Origin of the sequence: Dyella monticola, from assembly GCF_003363155.1 — a bacterium.
In the GTDB taxonomy this organism is placed as follows: Bacteria; Pseudomonadota; Gammaproteobacteria; order Xanthomonadales; family Rhodanobacteraceae; genus Dyella_B; species Dyella_B monticola.
In genome coordinates this window covers 107,000-124,424 of record NZ_QRBE01000004.1, presented here as the reverse complement: position 1 = coordinate 124,424, position 17,425 = coordinate 107,000, and the positions used below count along the sequence as shown (strand labels likewise).

Below are 17,425 nucleotides of genomic sequence, written 5' to 3'. Positions count from 1 at the left end.
CGCCTGACCCCCATGCCGGATGCATTGATGAAGAGCGAGCAAGTCGAAAGGGCGGAACAGTTTCTGCGTGCATTGCAGGACCGGATCTGCTCGGCGGTGGAGCGGATCGACGGCACCGCGCGCTTCGTTGACGATGCATGGACTCGCCCCGCCGGCGGCGGTGGTCACACGCGGGTGTTGCGGGAGGGTGCCTTATTCGAGCAAGCCGGCGTGAATTTTTCGCTGGTGCACGGCGACACCTTGCCGCCGAGCGCCACGGCGCATCGGCCGGAATTGACCGGAGGCAGGTTCATCGCAACCGGCGTGTCGCTGGTCTTGCATCCGCGCAATCCCTACGTGCCCACCACGCACGCCAATGTGCGCTATTTCGAGGCGCGCAAGGAGGGGGTGGAGCCGGTGTGGTGGTTCGGCGGCGGTTTCGATCTCACGCCGTTTTACCCGTTCGATGAAGACGTGCGGCATTGGCACACGGTTGCGCGCGATGTGTGCGCGCCGTTCGGCCAAGACATGTATCCGCGCTACAAGAAATGGTGCGATGACTATTTCTATTTGAAGCACCGCGGTGAAACGCGCGGTGTCGGCGGCTTGTTTTACGACGATCTCAACGAAGGTGGCTTCGATCGTTGCTTTGCCTTCACGCAAGCGGTGGGGCAGGGTTTTCTGGATGCGTACCTGCCGATCGCAGAACGCCGCAAAGATATGCCTTACGGCGAACGCGAGCGTGAATTCCAACTCTATCGGCGCGGCCGCTATGTGGAATTCAACCTCGTCTACGATCGAGGCACTTTGTTCGGTTTGCAGTCGGGAGGCCGCACCGAATCGATCTTGATGAGCCTGCCGCCGCGCGTGCGATTCGAATATGCCTATCAGCCAGAGCACGCTTCGGCCGAAGCGCGGCTTGCCGAGTACCTCAAGCCGCGCGATTGGCTGTAGCGATTTCCGCGAGGCGGAAAAGGCGTGCGCTTCAGCGGTTACTCCGTGGGTTGAGTACCGCTGAACCGCTTTGCCGTGGCGCCTTGCACTGAACCGATCTGCGCGCTGTCGCTGACGTAAAGCTCCACTTCGCGGTGGAACTCCAATGCGCCGCGAACAATGGCGTGTGGGCCGATCACCACGCGTGGCGGCCGATTGAACGAGTTACCCCAGCCATGCTGTTCCTTGACCAGGATGCCGCCATCGACACGCGAACCCTCGCCGATGGTGATGTCGCCGTCAGTGGTTTGGATGCCGCCGCCGACGTGTGAGTGATCGAGGCGGATGGCGCCGTTGACGTTGGATACATTGCCCATCACATCGGCACCTTCCTCCAGCGCGATGCTGCCGTTGGTGCTGCTTACATCGCCGTGCACCTGGGCGCCTTGCTCAAGCGTTTGCGCGCCGTTGACGGTATGCGTGCTGTTGGCCTGCGCCCTGGCGCCCAGGCGCACCGAGCCATTGACGGTGTTTGCTTCCTGCACGACGGCGCCGTCGCCGATATTCACCGAGCCATTGACGCTATGCACGTCTCCGGCGTGTTGCCCGGCATCGACGGACACCGAGCCATTAATCTTGCTGATGTCCTGGGCGCAAACGGTCAAGGGAAGCAGCAAGGTCGTCGCCAAAGCGATAGTAGCCAAACGCATAACGGAACTCCTCAAGGTGGGACCCACGTAGGATGCGCCTCATTGCCTCAAGGTTTAGCGTGACTTCCTGCACAGCCGGCAATTGACGCCATTACGCTGCGCCTGCACCATTCCCTACTTGCCCTGCTTCGTTTGAATTGAATCCCATGCACAAGCTCGTACTGATCCGTCACGGCCAATCCCAGTGGAACCTCGAAAACCGTTTCAGCGGCTGGGCCGACGTGGATATCACCGAGCAAGGCGCCGCCGAAGCGCGCGAGTCGGGCGAGTTGCTGGCACAGGCCGGCTACCACTTCGACGTGGCGCACACCTCGGTACTCAAGCGCGCGGTGCGCACGCTGTGGCATGTGCAGGACACCATGGACCTGATGTGGATTCCGGTGCTCACCGACTGGCGTCTCAACGAGCGTCACTACGGCGGCCTCACCGGCCTCAACAAGGCCGAAACGGCGGCCAAGTACGGCGAGGACCAGGTGAAGATCTGGCGCCGCAGCTATGACATTCCGCCGCCACCGCTGCCGCGCGCGGAGAATCCGTCGCTATCCGACCCACGCTATGCCGACCTCGATCCCAGCCAGATTCCTGACACCGAATGCCTGAAAGACACCGTCGCCCGCGTGCTGCCCTATTGGGATGAAGTGCTGGCGCCGGCCATCCGCAGCGGCCAGCGCGTGCTGCTGGTGGCGCACGGCAATTCGATCCGCGCGCTGGTGAAGTACCTGGACAATATCTCTGACGAGGCCATCGTCGAATTGAACATCCCCAACGGCGTGCCGCTGGTGTATGAATTCGACGCACAGCTCAAGCCGCTGCGCCACTACTATCTCGGTGATGCCGACGCCATTGCGGCGAAGCTGGCTGCCGTGGCCAACCAGGGCAAGGCCAAGTAAGCATCATCCGCAGTAAATCCATGACAGGCGTCAGTCGCCTGGCATGGAGCTCGCTGTTAATCTGCGCCGGTCTACCTGATTCGGATAGATCTCATGGCGCCCCATTTCACGATGCCGCTGATTCTCATACCGATCGTCGCGCTCCTGCTGTGGCGACGCGTACGTACGCAGTTCGGGCTGCAACCGATACGTCGCAAGAAGATGGTGGCACGCATCGTCATCTTCGCGCTGCTGGCGGTGTTGATTGCGGCGCCTGTCATGCGCAATACGCAATTGCTGGGCGGGCTCGTCGGCGGCATGGTGCTGGGCGCGGCGTTGGGCCTGCTCGGGCTTCATCTGAGCCGCTTTGTACTGGACCCGGTGAAGGGCGACTGTTACGTCCCCAACCCCTACGTTGGCGCGCTGGTGACCTTGCTGTTCGTGGGGCGCTTGCTATGGCGTTTTGCGATGGTCGCACCGCAGATGCAGGATCCCACCGGCGCCACGCCGCCCATCCATGGGCCGGCCATCGGGCAAAGTCCGCTGACTTTGGCGATGTTCGGCCTGTTCGTGGGGTATTACATCTGCTACTTCGCGGGGCTGCTCATCCATCATCAACGCATCGTGCGCAGCCGCCCGGGGCTGGAGAGCTAAAGGGCGTCGTGATCGAGCTCGCCGGTGCGGATGCGGATCACCTGTTCCAGGTTGCTGACGAAAATCTTGCCGTCACCGATCTTGCCGGTTCGCGCCGATTGGGTAATGGCCTCCACCACCCGCTCGAGCTGAGCGTCGTCGACCGCCACTTCCACCTTGATCTTGGGCAGGAAATCGACCACATACTCGGCGCCACGGTAGAGTTCGGTATGGCCTTTCTGACGGCCGAACCCCTTCACCTCGGTGACCGTGATGCCCTGCACCCCGACCTCGGCCAGCGCCTCGCGAACGTCGTCCAACTTGAAGGGTTTGATGACAGCCACAACCAATTTCATGAAATATCCTTATCGGGCGCGGAGATAGCCCGGTCACACGCGGGTGCGCAGCATAACTATTCTGCCTGTCTGAAGGCAGCCTGTCCTGTCGTGTAGGAAAATCCCTACAAATCTTGTTGGAGCTTGCTGATGGCGCCGCTTTTTCACTTCTTCATAGACTGTCAGTCGACGAGTTCGAGGTGCCTACCATGATGGGGAGGCAGGATATCGATCAGATTGCCCTACGACTTGTCTCGTTGGTACCGCCAGGGATGGTAGACGCGCACAAGGATCTGCGCGCCAATTTTCGCGATATCCTGGCGCAGGGACTGCGCCATCTCGAGCTGGTTACCCGGGAGGAATTCGACGTTCAGGCTCAAGTGTTGGCGCGCACGCGCGCCAGGGTCGAAGAACTCGAAAGACGCGTGGCGGAGTTGGAAGCCACGGTGTCGCCTCCCGGTCCATAAACCAGTTCCGGTAGCCGTCCTCCCGATTAGTCACCATCACCCCAAGGATCGGGGGGCGGCTCTTTTCTTACGCTGAAATGCAGGGGAGTCGCTCGATGGACCGATCAATCAGCGACTCCACGCGCGTGGACAGTCCACGTCGCCCATGAGCCTGGCCGTCACGCTAAGCCGCGCCCAGGATGGGGTCGCCGCACCCCAGGTCATGGTGGAGGTGCATCTTTCCGGCGGCCTGCCCAGCACACATATCGTCGGCCTGCCCGAAGCGGCCGTGCGCGAGGCGCGCGACCGCGTCCGCGTGGCCATTCAGAGCGCCGCGTTCGAATATCCCAATCGCAAGGTGACGGTCAATCTGGCGCCGGCCGAGCTGCCCAAGGACGGCGGCCGTTTCGACCTGGCCATCGCACTGGGCATCCTGGCAGCCGGCAACCAGGTGCCGCGCGAAAAGCTCGATGACTGCGAATTCCTCGGCGAACTGGCGCTGTCAGGGCAATTGCGCCCCGTGTCCGGCGTGCTGCCTGCCTTGCTGCGCGCGCGCGCGCGCGGCCGCAAGGTAGTCGTACCCAGGGCAAACGCCGAGGAGGCTGCGCTCATTCCTGAGGTGGATGTTCGCATCGCCGATACGTTGGCCGACGTGTGCGGCTGGCTGCACGGCTCGCACGAACTCACGCAGCCCACGTCGACCCTGGTTCTTAGCAACGACGATGACGGCCCTGACCTCATCGACGTGCGTGGGCAGCTGCAAGCGCGCCGCGCCCTGGAAATCGCAGCGGTCGGCGGCCATCACCTGCTGCTGATGGGACCACCCGGCACCGGCAAGACGATGTTGGCCGAGCGCCTGTCGGGCATCATGCCGCCGATGAGCGAATCTGAGGCGCTGGAAACCTGTGCCGTGCTCTCGGTCGCCGGGCAAACGGTCGATCCGGCGCACTGGCGTCGCCGCCCCTTCCGGGCGCCGCATCACACGGCGTCCGCCGTTGCCCTGGTGGGTGGCGGTTCGCAGCCGCGGCCGGGAGAGATTTCGCTGGCGCACAACGGCGTGCTGTTTCTCGACGAGCTTCCCGAGTTCAGCCGCCATGTGCTGGAAGTGCTGCGCGAACCGCTTGAGTCAGGGCATATCCTGATTTCGCGCGCGGCACGGCAGCTCAGGTTCCCCGCGCAATTCCAACTGGTTGCCGCCATGAACCCATGCCCATGCGGCTACGCGGGCGATACGCGCCAACGCTGCCGTTGCACGCCTGACCAGGTGCAGCGCTATCGCTCGCGCATTTCCGGCCCGCTGCTGGACCGCATCGACATGTGTGTGGAAGTACCTTCCGTGCCATTGTCCGAGCTGGGCACGCCACGTAGCGTGCACGATGAAGATTCCGCCACCGTACGCAAGCGCGTGATCCGTGCGCGCCAGCATGCCTTGGCGCGCGCGGGCCGGCCCAACTCCGAAATCAGCACCCGTGAACTCGAACGCGATTGCGCGCTGGGTTCGGCGGAGCGCAAATGGTTCGACATGGCGCTGGAGCGGCTTGGGCTTTCCGCACGTGCCTACCATCGTACGCTGCGTGTGGCACGCACCATTGCCGATCTGGACAACGGTGCGGCTGCACTGGATCGGCAGCATTTGGCCGAGGCCTTGCAATATCGCCGGCTATCGCTCGTCTCGGATTAGAAACCCGCTGCCCCGGTAATGTACCGGGGCACCATGACAAGCGCTCACGCCGCCGATGCACGATGAAATTGCGCTTCTTCGGTCGATCCCTTCAACGCCACCGTTGACGACTTGCCCTGCTGAATCGCCTGCGTCACCGCATCGAAATAGCCGGTGCCCACTTCACGCTGATGCTTCACGGCGGTAAAGCCCTGCTCTGCCGCGGCGAATTCCTTTTCCTGCAAATCCACGAATGCACTCATCTGTCGGCGTGCGTAACCGTGGGCAAGTTCGAACATGCTGTAGTTCAAACTATGGAAGCCGGCGAGGGTGATGAACTGGAATTTGTAGCCCATCGCGCCAAGTTCGCGCTGGAACCGCGCAATCGTCGCGTCGTCCAGGTTGCGCTTCCAGTTGAAGCTCGGGGAGCAGTTGTAGGCCAGCCATTTGCCGGGATATTTTGCGTGAATCGCTTCGGCGAACTGGCGCGCTTGCTCCAGGTTTGGCTTACTGGTTTCGCACCACACCAGATCCGCATAGGGCGCATAGGCCAGGCCGCGGCTGATGGCTTGTTCGATGCCGGGCCGCACGCGGAAAAAGCCTTCCACGGTGCGCTCGCCGGTGGTGAACGGCTTATCGTTTTCATCGATATCGGAGGTCAGCAGGTCCGCCGCATCCGCATCGGTGCGTGCAACCACTAAGGTGGACACGCCTAGTACATCCGATGCCAGGCGCGCGGCATTCAATTTCTCGACCGCTTCGCGCGTCGGCACCAGCACCTTGCCGCCCATGTGGCCACACTTTTTCACCGAGGCGAGTTGATCTTCGAAATGCACGCCCGCAGCGCCGGCTTCGATCATCGCCTTCATCAGTTCGAAGGCGTTGAGCACGCCACCAAAACCGGCTTCGGCATCGGCAACGATCGGCACCATCCAATCGATGTCATCGGCACCTTCGGCATGATGCAGTTGATCAGCGCGAAGCAGCGTGTTGTTGATGCGCTTGACCACCATGGGCACGGAATTGGCCGGATACAACGACTGATCCGGATACATCTCGCCAGCGATATTGGCATCGGCAGCCACTTGCCATCCGCTGAGGTAAATAGCTTGCAGCCCGGCTTTCACTTGCTGCATCGCCTGGTTACCCGTGAGCGCGCCCAGCGCGTTGACGAACGGCTCTTTATGCAGCGCTTTCCACAAGCGTTCGGCGCCGCGGCGCGCAAGCGAATGTTCGATCGCTACGGTGCCGCGCAGACGCACGACATCTTCAGCGGCGTAACTGCGCTGGATACCGGCCCAACGCGGGTTGTTCGTCCAGTCCAGCGTGATCTGTTCGGCGGTTGGCAGAAGCGTTTTCATGTCACTGCTCCGTAAGTGTGAATCGCGCGCGGTCAGGCGAGCTGTTCGTAAGCGGGAAGGGTGAGGAAGCTGCCGAGTTCATCGGCATACGTCAGCTCGGAAAGCAGTCGCGCGGCATCGGCGGCGCGTCGCGCACCGGGCAGCGTGCTCACTTGCAGGCGATGCGTGTGCGCCGCTAGTGCTTGATCGAAGAGCGCAAAATTAATCGGCGCGTGATCGGGGAACGTCAGCCCGCCATGCTGTAGCCATTGCCATAGTTGCGAGCGGGCGATTTCCGCGGTGGCCGCGTCTTCCATCAAGTTGTGGATGGGTACGCAGCCCAGGCCGTCGAGCCACGCGGCGGTGTAGCGCAACGCAACGTCCACGTTGTTGTCGAAGCCGGCGCGGGTGATGGTGCCGCCGCATGGCGCGATCAGCGTGTCGCGTTCGGCCTGCACATCCTCGCGTTTGATGTGAAGCTGGTTCGGCGTGGGCATATGGCGATCGAAAATCGCCATCGCCACGGGCACCAGCGCCGGATGCGCCACCCATGTGCCGTCATGGCCGGCTTGCACTTCGCGCAGCTTGTCGGCGTGTACTTTCGCCATCGCCTGGTCGTTGGCCTCATGGTCGTCCTTGATCGGAATCTGCGCGGCCATGCCGCCCATCGCGAAGGCGCCGCGACGATGGCAGGTCTGGATCAGCAGCTCCGAATACGCCTTGAGGAATGGCACCGTCATTGCCACCTGACCACGATCCGGCAACAGGCGATCGCGATGGCGACGGAAGGTTTTCAGATAGGAAAAGATGTAATCCCAGCGGCCGCAATTGAGGCCGACGGCACGGTCGCGCAGTGCGTGCAGGATTTCGTGCATCTGGAACACCGCCGGTAGCGTCTCGATCAGCACGGTGGCTTTCATGCTGCCGTAGGGCAGATCCAATTCTTCTTCGGCCAAGGCCATCACCTCGTTCCACAGCGCGGCTTCTTCCATCGCCTCGAGCTTGGGCAGGTAGAAATACGGGCCGCGATCGTGCGCATGCAGCAGGCGGGCGTTGTGGAACGCGAACAGTCCGAAGTCGACCAGTGCGCCGGCCATCGGTTCGCCGTAGATGGTGATGTGGCGTTCCGGCAGGTGCCAGCCGCGTGGGCGTATCACCAGCACGGCCGGATTCGGACCGACGCGGTAGTGCTTGCCCTCGGGCGAGCGGTATTCCAGCCGGTCGCGGACCGCGTCGTACAGGTTCATCTGGCCGTCGAGCTGGTTGGCGAAGCGGGGTGCGGACGAATCCTCGAAGTCGGCCATGAACACCTTTGCGCCGGAGTTCAGCGCGTTGATGATCATCTTGCGCTCGACCGGGCCGGTGATCTCCACGCGGCGGTCCTGCAGGGCACGGGGGATGGCCGCCACGGTCCAGTCCGATTCGCGAATCGCCTTAGTATCGGCCCGGAAATCAGGCAGGACGCCGGCGTCGTAACGCGCCTGACGCTCAAGCCGGGCTTCCAGCAGCTGGCGGCGACGCGGTTCGGCGAAACGGTGCAGGCGCACCAGAAAGGCCAGGGCCTCGGGGGTAAGGATGTCTTCGTAGCCACGGGTATCCGCCAGAAGCTCAACGGGTCGGCTGACGAGTTTTTCGCTGGGTACTGCCATGGGCTGCTTCTCCACCGTCGGTTTAGGGATGCGATGGAAAGCTAGGTCAGTAACCATAGATTTGACAAAGCAAATGTTTCAATTTGTCATATTCATAAAATTAATAGATCATCTAAGCTATTGATCAGTAGACCTCTAGGAATCTTGCTGGACGCCAAATGTGACAAAAAAGCGAGCCGCCAGTAGCGTGAAGCGCGCGCCAAGGCGCCAGCCTGGGCCCGCTGAGAGCGGCCGGTATTACTACAAAGGCAACCGTCTCAAACAAATGCGCGCCTTCGTAGCCACGGTGAAACTGGGCACGCTCAGCCGGGCGGCCGAGGCGCTGTTCCTGTCGCAGCCCTCCATCAGCCTCCAGTTGCAAGCGCTCGAGCGGGAGCTGGGGGTGGCGCTGCTGCACCGCAGTCGCCGGCGTATCAACCTCACCGATGCGGGCGAAGTGCTCTACGAATTGGCTCGCCCCTTGGTGGAAGGTTGGGAGAGCCTGGACAGCGCATTCCAGGCCAAGGTGAAGGGCCTGCCATCGGGCAAGCTCACCGTGGCGGCGGGCACCTCCACCATCCAGTACCTGCTGCCTGACCTCGTGCGGCAATACCGCCAGCAATTCCCCGAGGTGCAACTCCAACTGGCCAACGTCACCGGCAAAGATGGCTTGGCGCTGCTACGCGCGGACGAAGCTGATTTCGCCGTCGGCTCCATGCTCGATGTACCCAACGACATCGCCTGGGCGCCGGTTTATCACTACGACCCCATGCTGATCACGCCGCTTGATCATCCGCTGGCGAGCAAGGAAAGCGTGCTGCTGGACGATCTCTCGCCTTACGGGCTGATCCTTCCGCCACAGCGCCTTTCCACCTATCGCATGGTGGATCTCGTGTTCCAGCAGCGGCAGGTGCCCTATCACGTGGCGATCGAAGTCGGCGGTTGGGATGTAATCAAGGAATACGTGGCGATGGGTCTGGGCATCTCCATCGTCACCGGTATCTGCATCACCGATGCCGATCGCCAGCGGCTGGCGGTGCGCAATATGCGATCGTATTTCCCGCAGCGCAGTTATGGCGTGGTGATGCGCAAGGGCAAGTTCCTCAGCAAGGAAGCACGCGCATTCGTCGATCTGATCCGGCCGGGCCTTTTGACGCATCGCGATTACGACGAATCAGGCCACTCCGAGCGTTGACGCGTTATAAGGCGTGGTTGGTACCCCATTGCATGACTAACAAAAGGATTCCCGCATGAAACTCCGCACCTTGGTTCTTGCTACGGCATTGATGGGTTGTTTGGCAAACGCCTGCTACGCCGCCGAACAAGATGCTCACGTGATGGAGCCTGTCCATCGCTTTTTTGATGCGCTCGGCCGACAGGACAGGAACGACATGCTCGCCGTGGTGGCACCGGCTATCGACATCACCAGTGTGCAGAAAAACGCGTTGCATCGGCTAAGTATCGAGAAGCTGGCGGATGCCATTGCCGCGCATCGCGGCGGTGCCATCGCCGAGCACATTGATGATCCGGTTGTGCACGTGGACCATGACCTCGCCGTCGTATGGGCGCCTTACAAGTTCACGATCGACGGCCGCGTGGATCATTGTGGTACCGATGTCCTTACACTCGGCAAGATCAAAGGGCGCTGGCTCATCATCGGCATTTCCGACAACGAAAGAAAAGAACCTTGCCAGTGAGGATGGGTCAGCTGCGCTGCTGCAATGCCAGCTTCACGCCAAACGCGAGCAAAATGGTGCCGCAAAGACGATCCATCCACCGACCAAGTTGCGGGCGGGCGAGCAGCAATCGATGGATACGCCCGCCCATCAACGCAAGCACGCTCGACCATGCCAGGCCGGTGCCGATAAAACTTAATCCCAGCAGCACCAGTCCGAGCTGCGGATGCATCGCATGCATGGATACGAATTGCGGAAGAAAGGCGAGAAAGAACAGCGCGACCTTGGGATTGAGCACATTGGTCAGCATACCTTGCCGAAATGCAGCGGCGAGGCCTTTCCCTTTGGTTTCCGTCGGCTGACGCGTAGTGCTGCGCGAGAACACCATGCGCGCGCCGATCCACATCAGATACGCGGCGCCAAGGTATTTCAGCACACTGAAGGCGAACGCCGAGGTCGTCAAAATGGCGGAGATACCCAGCACCGCTGCCAGCGTGTGCACGATGCAGCCGGCATTGATGCCCAGGGCAGCCGCCATGCCCGCCGCATGTCCCTCGCGTCCGCTACGTGTGAGGATGTAGAACGTATCCAGTCCCGGCGTGAGATTGAGCGCGATGCTGGCGATCAGGAAAGCGTCGTAATGCTGGATGCCGAATGTAGCCACGCGTGTTCGCAGTTACGTCGCTTCGGTATTGCGGTGCTTGCCGCGATAGGGCCGAAACAGCGCGCGGATCGTAGCCATATCGGCCTCGGCATCGTCACTGGCATGAATCAGCGGACCGAGCGTGAAACTCTTGCTCGGATAATCGATGAAAAGGGTCTGGATCGGCACGTTCGCTTCGTGCGCAATGCGCAGAAAGCCTGATTTCCAGTGCGTTACGCGCTTGCGCGTGCCCTCGGGCGTAATGCCAAGCCACATCCTTTCCTGCTGGTTGAAACGCTGCGCCATCTGGCCAACCACATTCAACGCGGCCGTGCGATTGATCGGAATCATGCCGATCGGGCGCAAGATCACGCCCAATGGCCCCTCCAGCACTTCACGCTTGATCATGATGTTGATGTTGACGCCCAGCGCGACCTTCATCATCAGGCCCCACACGCCGTCCCAGTAGGACGAATGGGGCGCGCCGATGATGATCACCTTCGGCACGTCCGGCAGTGTGCCGAGCAGCTGCCACCCGGAAAGGCGCAGCAGACCGCGCGCCAGCCATGGCCAGAAGCGGCTATCGAGCCGAGGTGCTTGCGGTGGAACGACCGGCAGAATCGGGTCGCTCACTCCTGGCTCCACGAACGCGATCGCCCTTGCTTGATTTTCGCTCGCTGCTGCTTGCCTTCCAGACGGCGCTTCTGCGAAGCGCGGGTGGGTTTGGTAGCGATGCGCTTCTTGGGCGCCACCAGCGCGCTACGCAGGATATCCACCAATCGCTCACGCGCATCTTCGCGGTTGCGGCCCTGATCGCGGAAGCGTCGCGCCTGGATCACCAGCACGCCTTCATCAGTCATGCGCCGGTCGCTGCGCGCAAGCACGCGCGAGCGCACGTCCTCCGGCAGAGAGGGCGAATGCATGACGTCGAAACGCAGCTCCACCGCGCTCTCCGTGCGATTGACGTGCTGGCCACCGGGGCCGTCCGCGCGCAGAAAGCGCACGACCAGCTCCGATTCCGGCAGGTTGATGGATCGGCTTACGGGCAACATGCCCCAAGTTTAGCTGGTCGGCATGACGCCTATCGTTTCATCGGCTGGCAACGACCAGCCGAAGCGTTGCATCAGCGCCTGGAAAGCGCTATCCAGCGGTGCTTGAAGCAGTATCGGTCTACCGTCGACCGGGTGCCGGAAACTGAGCCGCCAGGCATGCAAGAGCATGCGATAGCAACCGAAATGCTGCTTGTACAGGCGGTTGTGATCGCTGCGCCCATGCTGGCAATCGCCGATCACCGGGTGATGGATGTGCGCCATATGCTTGCGGATCTGGCGGAAACGGCCGGTCTGCGGCTCCGCCAGGACCCATGCGTACCGCTGCTGCGGATAGCGCCCCAGCGCGATGGAAACTTCCACCGTGGACAGCCGGCGATAGGCGGTGCGCGCGTCGCGTCGTGGGCCGGTTTCGCGCGACCCGGGCAGCGCGTAATCGACCACGCCCTCGGCAGGTTCCGGCCATCCGCGTACCACCGTGAGGTATTGCTTGTGGACGTCGCGACTCATGAATTGCTCGCCGAGTGAAGCGGCCATCTCGCTCGAGCGGGCGATCAGCAGCACGCCACTGGTGGCGCGGTCCAGACGATGCGCCAGATAAAGCGTGCCGCCGACTTGTTCGCGCAGTACGTCGATCAGGAACGTGTCGGCGTTCGCGACCATTTTCGAGCGATGCACGGCCAGACCGGCGGGTTTGTTGACCGCGAGCAGCGCGTCGTCCTGGTAGAGGATTTCAAGCATGGGAGGGCCTTGCTCGTCATTGCGGCCTTCGCCCATTGCTAGCCGGGGAAGACACATTTCACGATCCATGTTCGCAAGACATTGTCGTGAGGCAGATTTTTGAATCCACGTGCAGCGTTGGCACTTCGCCGCCGACTCGCGTACTACCGCCGCATCCAGCCAAACACGAACGAGAGCACCCCCACGACTCCCATCGCCAATGGCAGCACGGGTGTATGCGGTTGGCCGAACGTCCACATCACGGTGGCGCACACCAACAAGGAGGTACCCAGCATGGCGCTGCCTATCACCTCCAGCATGCGCCGCACGAGACGACGCTGATGCATAAGATGGTTGGCATCATGCATCAGCTTCTGCTCGCCAGCGGCGATCTGGCGCATCGCGTCGCGCGCCAGATCGGGCCATTGCGGTGCGTTGTGGAACCATTCGGGAATGCGCTTGCGAATTTCGCGCAGCGTGCGCCGCAAGCTGTAGCGTTCCTGCAGGATGCGCTTGAGCACGGGATGCGCCACCGCCCAGATATCGATATCCGGATCGAGCAGCCGGCCCACGCCTTCGATGTTGAGCAGGGTTTTCTGCAGCAAGATCAATTGCGGCTGCAGCGTAAGCTCGAACCGGCGTGCGGTCTGGAACAGCTTCACCACCAGCTCGGCAAGCGAAATCTGTGAAAGCGGGCGTGTGAAATAAGGCTCGCACACCGTGCGCACCGCCGCTTCCAGTTCGTCCAGGCGCACGTTCGCCGGCATCCATCCCGCATCCACGTGCAGTTTGGCGATGCGCGCGTAATCGCGCTCGAACAAGGCGATGAAGTTTTGCGCCAACCAGTATTGATCGGCCTCCGGCAGCGAACCCATGATGCCGAAATCAAGCGCGATAAAACGCGGCTCCTCCACCCGGGACGGGTCCACCCAGATGTTTCCGGGATGTGCGTCCGCATGAAAAAAATTGTCGCGAAATACCTGTTCGTAGAACAGGCGAACACCTTTGGCGGCAAGGCGCTTGCGATCGATGCCGGCCGCGTCGATCGCAGCAATGTCGTCACTGGAGATGCCCGATACACGCTCAAGCGTCAGCACGCTGGCGGTGGTGAGTTCCCAATGCACCTCCGGCACGTACAGATCCACGCCGCCGATGAAATTGCGACGCAGCAAGCTGGCGTTCGCGCCTTCGCGCTGCAGATCCAGCTCGTTTTCGAGCATTTTCTCGACTTCATTCACCACGTCGAGCGGACGGATCTTGTCGGCGTTGGGATGCCAGCGCTGTGCCAGTTGACCCAGCGAATGCAGCAGGCTGACGTCGCGCGCGATGCGTTCGTTGATCTTCGGACGCAGCACCTTCACGACCACTGAGCGACCGTCTTCCAGTGTTGCGGCATGCACTTGCGAGATGGACGCCGAAGCCAGCGGCACCGGATCGAAGCTGGCATAGAGCGCGTTGATCGGCCGCTTCAGCTCACGCTCGATCGTGGCGCGCGCCTCTTCGCCGGGAAAAGGCGGTACTTGATCTTGCAGCAGCGATAGTTCGTCGGCGATGTCACCGGGCACCAGATCGCGTCGCGTCGAGAGTATCTGGCCGGCCTTTACGAAGATCGGGCCCAATTCATTGAGCGCCAGGCGGATGCGCGCACCGCGCGAAAGGGGGCGCACATCCACCACCGGGCGTCCCAAAAACGGGCGCACGAACTTCAGTGGTCGAAACAGGTGCGTGGCATCGACCAGTTCGTCGAGCCGATAGCGCAGCAGTACCACCGCAACACGCAGCAGCCCGGGTACGACCTTTAACGGCGTCACGGGCGTGACCCCCGCTGTGTGCGTTCGATGCGAGCCAGGCGTGCTTCCAGGCGTTCGGCGCGTTCGCGCAACGCGTCCACATCATCGAGAAAGCTTTCCATCTCACCCGGTGCTACGGCGAGGCGCGTTTCATCGCGCAACCACGCTGCGCCATCCTGGGTGAGGTGCGCTGCGCTCTCGCGTGCGTGTACCAACGCGCTGCGCACGGCCCTGGCCAAAGGCACGCCGAGCACATCACCGAAAGCCCGGGCGAAGGCTTCCTCGAAATCCGGCGCAAACCCGCTAGCCAACTTTTCCAGGCGACGTGCCAGTTCGGCGTCGCCGGCGATGTCCACTTTGCCCGGCGGCAGGCTTTCGCTATGTCGGCGAAACAGCATCGAGAGCAGGCTCCCGGGCGTCGCCGCTACGCGCAGGTCGCTGGTTTCGGGAGCCGGCCCGACGTTCAAGCGTCCCTCATCGACCGTGATGGCCAGCGCCACGCCTACCCCCTGCAACTGCAGTTGAACGCTGCGTCCTTGCAGAGCGGAAAGCTTGGACCGGCTTTCCGGGTCGAGCGCAAGCACATGGTTGAGCGCTGTCTCCAGCGCGCGGCCGGCTACTTTGCGCAGCGGTTGGGGAAGCAGGTTGGGGGTGGCGGCGGCAGTCATGCTGCGATTGTAGCCGGCTGCACGCCGGCCCTGGCCTCAATTAGCGCCGTCACGGATCAACCGCGCCGGGAAAACCGAGCTGCCGCCACGCTTCGTACACCGCCACGGCCACGCTATTGGAGAGATTGAGGCTGCGGCTGTCGGCCCGCATCGGCAGACGCAAGCGCTGCTCGGGTGGCAGCGCGGACAGCACCGCATCCGGCAGTCCGGCGGTTTCGCAGCCGAACAGCAACGCATCGCCTTCGCTGAAGCGCGCATCGACATGCCAGGTTCGGCCACGTGTAGAGAATGCGAAGACACGCGGGTGGCCGATAGCGGCCAGGCACGCCTGGAGATCGTCGTGCACCGTGACGCGCGCGTATTCGTGGTAATCGAGGCCGGCGCGCTTGAGCCGCGTGTCGTCCAGTTCGAAGCCCAATGGGCGGATCAGATGCAGCGCAGCGCCTGTATTGGCGCATAGCCGGATGACGTTGCCGGTGTTCGGCGGTATTTCGGGGCGGAAGAGAATGACATGCAGCATGCCTCCATTATCGGATGGCGCGGCCGTTTTGTGCTGCGATCAGCCAACCATCCGCGCATGGGCCGGGGCGCCGTTCGCGGTGGCGGCGATGGTGTGGCTCGCCGTCACCGTGGCCGACGAAGCCGGGCTGGCCGTTACCATCGCGGCCAACGTCCAGCCGCAAATCAGCACGCAGGCACCAAACAAACCGCGCAGGAAGAGGTTTTCGAATTTCATGATCGTATCTCCGTAAGTCTTGAGCGAATACTGTGCTCAACCCGCTGCGCGTACGCAGATCATGTCGTCGACGAGGGGCAACATGCAGGTGGAGGGCGCCGAGATCAGCAAGGTGGCAATCGATGTGCCGGGCGCGACGTTGACCGATGAGGGCCTGACGTCGAGCATGGCCGCCAGGATCAGGCCGCAGACCGCTATGCACGCCACGAACAGGCCACGCAGGATCAGTGCTTCGAATTTCATGTCCATATCTCCGATTCAGTAGGAACGGGACCGAATGTCCTCGCGCTTTACTCAGCAATCCCCGTGCCAGCCTCGTCATCGCTCGCAAGTAACTGATAGATAGAAGATTTTTGTTAAAGTATCGGCGACAAAGCGTTGTCCGCGGACACCGGACACCCTGGATCGGACAGTGTCCGCACAAGCGATGGACACACGTGCGCTAAGCCGGCGTTCGGCGATCGCACACGCTGACGGGTTACGATCCGTTGTCGATGCAACGCCTTTCTTTCGTGCTGTCATGGAGCTACCTATGCGCAAGACTCTGCTGCTGCTCGCACCCTTGGTGCTGCTCGGCGGTTGTACCTGGGGGATCGATCCGGTTCCCGGATCGAACGACATCCGCACGGTGTGGAGCGGAGATGTGACTGGCTGTCGCGACTTGGGCAAGATCACGGTCTCGGTGATGAGCCGCGTGGGCCCGGTCGACCGCAACGACATCAAGGTACGCGATGAGCTGCAAGTGCAGGCGCGCAACAGTGCCGTGAGCATGCATGCGGACACCATCAAGCCACTGGGCGATCCGGTGGACGGTTCCCAACCATGGGAAGCCTATGCGTGCGGCCCGCATCAGATGAACCCCTACGCACCGCCACCGCCGCCGCCGCAGAACCCGGGTACGCAGCCGCCGCCACCACCCCAACAGGGCGGCGGTTTTCAGACCTATCCCTCCAAGGGCGGCTGATCTGGCCTACGCTGCGAACACGCCATGCAGATAGCGCTGCATGGCGTGTTGCATTTGCGCGAGCGCCGCTTGACGACCCGGCATGCCGGGCTCGGCCTGGATCGCCGCCGCGCCTTTCATCATCTGCTGCACGACCACCGCGGCCGCGTAGGTTTCTTCATCGGAGCGATGCGGTGCGCGGCGCGCGAGCACGCTCTGCAATTGCGCGCGCAGGCGACGACGAATGTTGAGTCCGTCGGCGGCAGGCTTGGGTACCGATTCCACCAGCGGTACGAAAGCGGGATAGCGCTTGCGGATCGTGATCAGGAATGCGCATAGCTGCTCAGCCCATTCCTCGGTGCTCCAATCGGCCGCCTTGTCCGCGAATTTGCCAAGCGCTTCGTACGCGGCTTGCGCGTATTCCTCCAGCAGCGCGCGCGCCAGCGCCTCCTTGGTGGGGAAGAACTGATACAGCGAACCGATCGCCGCGCCCGCACGTGCGGCAACCTCGGTCATCGTCGTGCCTTCGTAGCCTTTTTCGACAAAGCACGCGCCGGCGGCGTCCAGCAGCGCGGCGACGCGTTCATGACCACGTTGGCGTTGCGGCTTGCGCCGGACGTCCGTTGATTTTTGTGAGGGCATCCTCATAAACTCCAAGGTGAGGATA

22 protein-coding genes are annotated in these 17,425 nt (G+C 62.2%); 8 read left to right on the top strand and 14 right to left on the bottom strand.

From position 1 onward, the window contains the following. Positions 1-27: 27 nt before the first annotated feature. The gene (hemF, locus tag DWU98_RS08950; protein WP_115495396.1) at positions 28-933 is read left to right on the top strand and encodes an oxygen-dependent coproporphyrinogen oxidase; all 906 of its coding nucleotides are present in this window, start codon (positions 28-30) and stop codon (positions 931-933) included. 38 nt (positions 934-971) lie between these two features. Here the strand turns inward: hemF and DWU98_RS08945 are convergent, their stop codons facing one another. Further along, positions 972-1,622, bottom strand: coding sequence for a DUF4097 family beta strand repeat-containing protein (locus DWU98_RS08945; RefSeq protein WP_115495213.1), 651 nt, complete (start codon positions 1,620-1,622; stop codon positions 972-974). A gap of 146 nt (positions 1,623-1,768) precedes the next feature. On the opposite strand from DWU98_RS08945, the gene gpmA reads away from it, so the two are divergent. Next, entirely contained in the window at positions 1,769-2,512 is a 744-nt protein-coding gene (gpmA, locus tag DWU98_RS08940; protein WP_115495212.1) for a 2,3-diphosphoglycerate-dependent phosphoglycerate mutase, read from the top strand. A gap of 93 nt (positions 2,513-2,605) precedes the next feature. Beyond that, positions 2,606-3,145, top strand: coding sequence for a CcdC protein domain-containing protein (locus DWU98_RS08935; RefSeq protein ID WP_115495211.1), 540 nt, complete (start codon positions 2,606-2,608; stop codon positions 3,143-3,145). On the opposite strand, the gene glnK is transcribed toward DWU98_RS08935, so the two are convergent. Then, entirely contained in the window at positions 3,142-3,480 is a 339-nt protein-coding gene (gene glnK, locus DWU98_RS08930; protein ID WP_115495210.1) for a P-II family nitrogen regulator, read from the bottom strand. The two genes, DWU98_RS08935 and glnK, sit on opposite strands and share 4 nt — an antisense overlap. A 188-nt stretch (positions 3,481-3,668) precedes the next feature. Between glnK and DWU98_RS08925 the strand changes: the two genes are divergently transcribed. Next, positions 3,669-3,926, top strand: a complete 258-nt coding sequence (locus tag DWU98_RS08925) for an accessory factor UbiK family protein (RefSeq protein WP_115495395.1) — start codon at positions 3,669-3,671, stop codon at positions 3,924-3,926. 145 nt (positions 3,927-4,071) lie between these two features. Further along, a complete protein-coding gene (locus DWU98_RS08920; RefSeq protein ID WP_115495209.1) occupies positions 4,072-5,586 on the top strand; it encodes a YifB family Mg chelatase-like AAA ATPase in 1,515 nt (504 codons plus the stop codon). 44 nt (positions 5,587-5,630) lie between these two features. On the opposite strand, the gene aceA is transcribed toward DWU98_RS08920, so the two are convergent. Beyond that, a complete protein-coding gene (gene aceA / locus DWU98_RS08915) occupies positions 5,631-6,926 on the bottom strand; it encodes an isocitrate lyase (protein ID WP_115495208.1) in 1,296 nt (431 codons plus the stop codon). A gap of 32 nt (positions 6,927-6,958) precedes the next feature. Then, a complete protein-coding gene (aceB, locus tag DWU98_RS08910) occupies positions 6,959-8,554 on the bottom strand; it encodes a malate synthase A (protein ID WP_115495207.1) in 1,596 nt (531 codons plus the stop codon). A gap of 265 nt (positions 8,555-8,819) precedes the next feature. Here aceB and DWU98_RS08905 point away from each other — a divergent pair, with 265 nt between their 5' ends. Both DWU98_RS08905 and DWU98_RS08900 read left to right on the top strand, forming a co-directional pair. Further along, on the top strand, positions 8,820-9,728 hold the full coding sequence (locus tag DWU98_RS08905; RefSeq protein WP_115495206.1) for a LysR family transcriptional regulator: 909 nt from the start codon (positions 8,820-8,822) through the stop codon (positions 9,726-9,728). A gap of 55 nt (positions 9,729-9,783) precedes the next feature. Continuing rightward, entirely contained in the window at positions 9,784-10,230 is a 447-nt protein-coding gene (locus tag DWU98_RS08900; RefSeq protein WP_115495205.1) for a nuclear transport factor 2 family protein, read from the top strand. Positions 10,231-10,237: 7 nt separating this feature from the next. Here DWU98_RS08900 and DWU98_RS08895 read toward each other — a convergent pair whose 3' ends face one another. From DWU98_RS08895 to DWU98_RS08855, 9 genes are all read right to left on the bottom strand, one after another. Then, a complete protein-coding gene (locus DWU98_RS08895) occupies positions 10,238-10,873 on the bottom strand; it encodes a LysE family translocator (RefSeq protein ID WP_158545006.1) in 636 nt (211 codons plus the stop codon). Between the two features lie 12 nt (positions 10,874-10,885). Continuing rightward, positions 10,886-11,485 (bottom strand): 1-acyl-sn-glycerol-3-phosphate acyltransferase, encoded by a 600-nt coding sequence (locus DWU98_RS08890; protein ID WP_115495203.1) that lies wholly within the window; start codon positions 11,483-11,485, stop codon positions 10,886-10,888. Continuing rightward, positions 11,482-11,904, bottom strand: coding sequence for an alternative ribosome rescue aminoacyl-tRNA hydrolase ArfB (arfB, locus tag DWU98_RS08885; RefSeq protein ID WP_115495202.1), 423 nt, complete (start codon positions 11,902-11,904; stop codon positions 11,482-11,484). The genes DWU98_RS08890 and arfB overlap by 4 nt, the downstream gene beginning before the upstream one ends. Before the next feature lie 9 nt (positions 11,905-11,913). Further along, a complete protein-coding gene (locus tag DWU98_RS08880; protein ID WP_115495394.1) occupies positions 11,914-12,642 on the bottom strand; it encodes a pseudouridine synthase in 729 nt (242 codons plus the stop codon). Between the two features lie 143 nt (positions 12,643-12,785). Continuing rightward, positions 12,786-14,432 (bottom strand): ubiquinone biosynthesis regulatory protein kinase UbiB, encoded by a 1,647-nt coding sequence (gene ubiB, locus DWU98_RS08875; protein WP_115495201.1) that lies wholly within the window; start codon positions 14,430-14,432, stop codon positions 12,786-12,788. Next, positions 14,429-15,079, bottom strand: a complete 651-nt coding sequence (locus tag DWU98_RS08870; RefSeq protein WP_115495200.1) for a ubiquinone biosynthesis accessory factor UbiJ — start codon at positions 15,077-15,079, stop codon at positions 14,429-14,431. Before DWU98_RS08870 ends, ubiB begins: the two co-directional genes overlap by 4 nt. Before the next feature lie 49 nt (positions 15,080-15,128). Next, on the bottom strand, positions 15,129-15,599 hold the full coding sequence (locus DWU98_RS08865) for a tRNA (cytidine(34)-2'-O)-methyltransferase (RefSeq protein ID WP_115495199.1): 471 nt from the start codon (positions 15,597-15,599) through the stop codon (positions 15,129-15,131). Positions 15,600-15,638: 39 nt separating this feature from the next. Then, positions 15,639-15,815: a hypothetical protein gene (locus DWU98_RS21930; protein ID WP_158545005.1), complete on the bottom strand. Its 177-nt coding sequence runs from the start codon at positions 15,813-15,815 to the stop codon at positions 15,639-15,641. 36 nt (positions 15,816-15,851) lie between these two features. After that, positions 15,852-16,058, bottom strand: a complete 207-nt coding sequence (locus tag DWU98_RS08855) for a hypothetical protein (protein ID WP_115495393.1) — start codon at positions 16,056-16,058, stop codon at positions 15,852-15,854. A gap of 289 nt (positions 16,059-16,347) precedes the next feature. Between DWU98_RS08855 and DWU98_RS08850 the strand changes: the two genes are divergently transcribed. Then, on the top strand, positions 16,348-16,779 hold the full coding sequence (locus tag DWU98_RS08850; protein ID WP_196239488.1) for a DUF4156 domain-containing protein: 432 nt from the start codon (positions 16,348-16,350) through the stop codon (positions 16,777-16,779). A gap of 6 nt (positions 16,780-16,785) precedes the next feature. On the opposite strand, the gene DWU98_RS08845 is transcribed toward DWU98_RS08850, so the two are convergent. After that, a complete protein-coding gene (locus DWU98_RS08845) occupies positions 16,786-17,400 on the bottom strand; it encodes a TetR/AcrR family transcriptional regulator (protein ID WP_230474766.1) in 615 nt (204 codons plus the stop codon). Positions 17,401-17,425: the final 25 nt, after the last annotated feature.

Coding starts and splice junctions, on each gene's coding strand:
- hemF (WP_115495396.1), top strand. CDS start 28: ATGAAGAGCGAGCAAGTCGAAAGGGCGGAACAGTTTCTGCGTGCATTG.
- DWU98_RS08945 (WP_115495213.1), bottom strand. CDS start 1,622: ATGCGTTTGGCTACTATCGCTTTGGCGACGACCTTGCTGCTTCCCTTG.
- gpmA (WP_115495212.1), top strand. CDS start 1,769: ATGCACAAGCTCGTACTGATCCGTCACGGCCAATCCCAGTGGAACCTC.
- DWU98_RS08935 (WP_115495211.1), top strand. CDS start 2,606: ATGGCGCCCCATTTCACGATGCCGCTGATTCTCATACCGATCGTCGCG.
- glnK (WP_115495210.1), bottom strand. CDS start 3,480: ATGAAATTGGTTGTGGCTGTCATCAAACCCTTCAAGTTGGACGACGTT.
- DWU98_RS08925 (WP_115495395.1), top strand. CDS start 3,669: ATGATGGGGAGGCAGGATATCGATCAGATTGCCCTACGACTTGTCTCG.
- DWU98_RS08920 (WP_115495209.1), top strand. CDS start 4,072: ATGAGCCTGGCCGTCACGCTAAGCCGCGCCCAGGATGGGGTCGCCGCA.
- aceA (WP_115495208.1), bottom strand. CDS start 6,926: ATGAAAACGCTTCTGCCAACCGCCGAACAGATCACGCTGGACTGGACG.
- aceB (WP_115495207.1), bottom strand. CDS start 8,554: ATGGCAGTACCCAGCGAAAAACTCGTCAGCCGACCCGTTGAGCTTCTG.
- DWU98_RS08905 (WP_115495206.1), top strand. CDS start 8,820: ATGCGCGCCTTCGTAGCCACGGTGAAACTGGGCACGCTCAGCCGGGCG.
- DWU98_RS08900 (WP_115495205.1), top strand. CDS start 9,784: ATGAAACTCCGCACCTTGGTTCTTGCTACGGCATTGATGGGTTGTTTG.
- arfB (WP_115495202.1), bottom strand. CDS start 11,904: ATGTTGCCCGTAAGCCGATCCATCAACCTGCCGGAATCGGAGCTGGTC.
- DWU98_RS08880 (WP_115495394.1), bottom strand. CDS start 12,642: ATGCTTGAAATCCTCTACCAGGACGACGCGCTGCTCGCGGTCAACAAA.
- DWU98_RS08870 (WP_115495200.1), bottom strand. CDS start 15,079: ATGACTGCCGCCGCCACCCCCAACCTGCTTCCCCAACCGCTGCGCAAA.
- DWU98_RS08865 (WP_115495199.1), bottom strand. CDS start 15,599: ATGCTGCATGTCATTCTCTTCCGCCCCGAAATACCGCCGAACACCGGC.
- DWU98_RS21930 (WP_158545005.1), bottom strand. CDS start 15,815: ATGAAATTCGAAAACCTCTTCCTGCGCGGTTTGTTTGGTGCCTGCGTG.
- DWU98_RS08855 (WP_115495393.1), bottom strand. CDS start 16,058: ATGAAATTCGAAGCACTGATCCTGCGTGGCCTGTTCGTGGCGTGCATA.
- DWU98_RS08850 (WP_196239488.1), top strand. CDS start 16,348: ATGCGCAAGACTCTGCTGCTGCTCGCACCCTTGGTGCTGCTCGGCGGT.
- DWU98_RS08845 (WP_230474766.1), bottom strand. CDS start 17,400: ATGCCCTCACAAAAATCAACGGACGTCCGGCGCAAGCCGCAACGCCAA.